The organism is Chelativorans sp. M5D2P16, assembly GCF_034427935.1.
GTDB lineage: Bacteria > Pseudomonadota > Alphaproteobacteria > Rhizobiales > Rhizobiaceae > Chelativorans.
Genome location: NZ_JAXQNM010000040.1, coordinates 1 through 2,500 on the forward strand (window position 1 = coordinate 1; position 2,500 = coordinate 2,500).

Here is a 2,500-nt window from a genome sequence, read left to right on the forward strand (position 1 = left end):
TGGTTGCGGGGGTAGGATTTGAACCTACGACCTTCAGGTTATGAGCCTGACGAGCTACCGGGCTGCTCCACCCCGCGTCATTTTGGTTTTGCCACGCGTTTTGGATTGCGTGTGTTTTTGCGTCTTTTCTGGCGTTTTGAAGAGAAGTTTGTTGATGCGTTTGGCAGACCTGGCGGTGACCTACTCTCCCGCGTCTTGAGACGAAGTACCATCGGCGCTGGGGCGTTTCACGGCCGTGTTCGGAATGGGAACGGGTGCAGCCACCCCGCCATGACCACCAGGTCGGCCAAGCGCATCAAATCGAGAAGCTGGGTTTGCAGCCCCGCCTTACGAAGCGAAGCTTCGCAAGGCCGACTGGCCGTCGCGCATTCTTGCGCGCCCCGTCCGGAGGATAGCGGCGTAAGCCGCGCTCATCCGTGAGGACATGAAAGATGGGCACGAGCAATGAGAATGATCAAGCCGATCGAGCGATTAGTACCGGTAAGCTTCATGCGTTGCCGCACTTCCACACCCGGCCTATCGACGTGGTGGTCTACCACGGCTCTGATAGGGAACACTCGTTTTCAGGTGGGTTTCCCGCTTAGATGCCTTCAGCGGTTATCCCGTCCGCACATAGCTACCCTGCAATGCGGCTGGCGCCACAACAGGTCCACCAGAGGTGCGTCCATCCCGGTCCTCTCGTACTAGGGACAGATCCTGTCAATATTCCAACACCCACGGCAGATAGGGACCGAACTGTCTCACGACGTTCTGAACCCAACTCACGTACCGCTTTAAATGGCGAACAGCCATACCCTTGGGACCTGCTCCAGCCCCAGGATGCGATGAGTCGACATCGAGGTGCCAAACAACCCCGTCGATATGGACTCTTGGGGGTCATCAGCCTGTTATCCCCGGCGTACCTTTTATCCGTTGAGCGATGGCCCTTCCACGCGGGACCACCGGATCACTATGACCGACTTTCGTCTCTGCTCGACTTGTCTGTCTCGCAGTCAGGCAGGCTTATGCCATTGCACTCAGCGAACGATTTCCGACCGTTCTGAGCCCACCATCGCGCGCCTCCGTTACTCTTTGGGAGGCGACCGCCCCAGTCAAACTACCCACCATACACTGTCCCGGACCCGGATGACGGGCCGCGGTTAGACATCCATGTCCGCAAGGGTGGTATTTCAAGGGTGGCTCCACCAAGGCTGGCGCCCTGGCTTCAAAGCCTACCACCTATCCTACACATGCGAACACGAATGCCAGTGTAAAGCTATAGTAAAGGTGCACGGGGTCTTTCCGTCTAACCGCAGGTACCCCGCATCTTCACGGGGAATTCAATTTCACTGAGTCTCTGCTGGAGACAGCGGGGAGGTCGTTACGCCATTCGTGCAGGTCGGAACTTACCCGACAAGGAATTTCGCTACCTTAGGACCGTTATAGTTACGGCCGCCGTTTACCGGGGCTTCGATTCAGGGCTTGCACCCCTCCTCTTAACCTTCCGGCACCGGGCAGGCGTCAGACCCTATACGTCGTCTTGCGACTTCGCAGAGCCCTGTGTTTTTGATAAACAGTCGCCACCCCCTGGTCTGTGCCACCCCCCCGAGGTTGCCCTCGAGAAGGTCACGCTTATCCCGAAGTTACGCGTGCAAATTGCCGAGTTCCTTCAGCAGAGTTCTCTCAAGCGCCTTGGTATGCTCTACCAGTCCACCTGTGTCGGTTTCGGGTACGGTCTATATGGAGGAGCTATTTCCCGGAACCGCTTGGCGGCCCTTCCAATCCGATAAGGAAGGACAACGTCCGCAATCCGTCACTACCTCCAGGCCCACGAATGTTAACGTGGTTCCCATCGACTACGCCTTTCGGCCTCGCCTTAGGGGCCGGCTAACCCTGCTCAGATTAACTTTAAGCAGGAACCCTTGGACTTTCGGCGAGGGGGTCTCTCACCCCCTTTATCGTTACTCATGTCAGCATTCGCACTTCCGATATCTCCAGAAGCCCTCACGGGTCTTCCTTCACGGACCTACGGAACGCTCCGCTACCGCTCAGCAAGCTGAGCCCAGAGCTTCGGTGCATGGCTTTAGCCCCGATACATTTTCGGCGCAAAGACCCTTGATTAGACCAGTGAGCTGTTACGCTTTCTTTAAATGATGGCTGCTTCTAAGCCAACATCCTGGTTGTTTTGGGGTCCTCACATCCTTTCCCACTTAGCCATGACTTGGGGACCTTAGCTGCTGGTCAGGGTTGTTTCCCTCTCCACGACGGACGTTAGCACCCGCCGTGTGTCTGCCGACCAGTACTCCTCGGTATTCGGAGTTTGGTTAGGTTTGGTAATCCGGTGAGGACCCCTAGCCCATCCAGTGCTCTACCCCCGAGGGTATTCGGTCGACGCTCTACCTAAATAGATTTCGCGGAGAACCAGCTATTTCCGAGTTTGATTGGCCTTTCACCCCTAGCCACAAGTCATCCCAATCTATTGCAACAGATACGGGTTCGGCCCTCCAGTACGTGTTACCGT

The 2,500-nt window shown here is 56.5% G+C and carries 1 tRNA gene and 2 rRNA genes (1 of these 3 cut by a window edge); all 3 read right to left on the bottom strand.

From position 1 onward, the window contains the following. Positions 1 to 77: transfer RNA gene (locus tag SIN08_RS20320), tRNA-Met, on the bottom strand. Positions 78 to 167: 90 nt separating this feature from the next. Further along, positions 168 to 282: ribosomal RNA gene (rrf, locus tag SIN08_RS20325) — 5S ribosomal RNA — on the bottom strand. A gap of 168 nt (positions 283 to 450) precedes the next feature. Then, positions 451 to 2,500, bottom strand: a 23S ribosomal RNA gene (locus SIN08_RS20330); it runs 863 nt beyond the window's last position.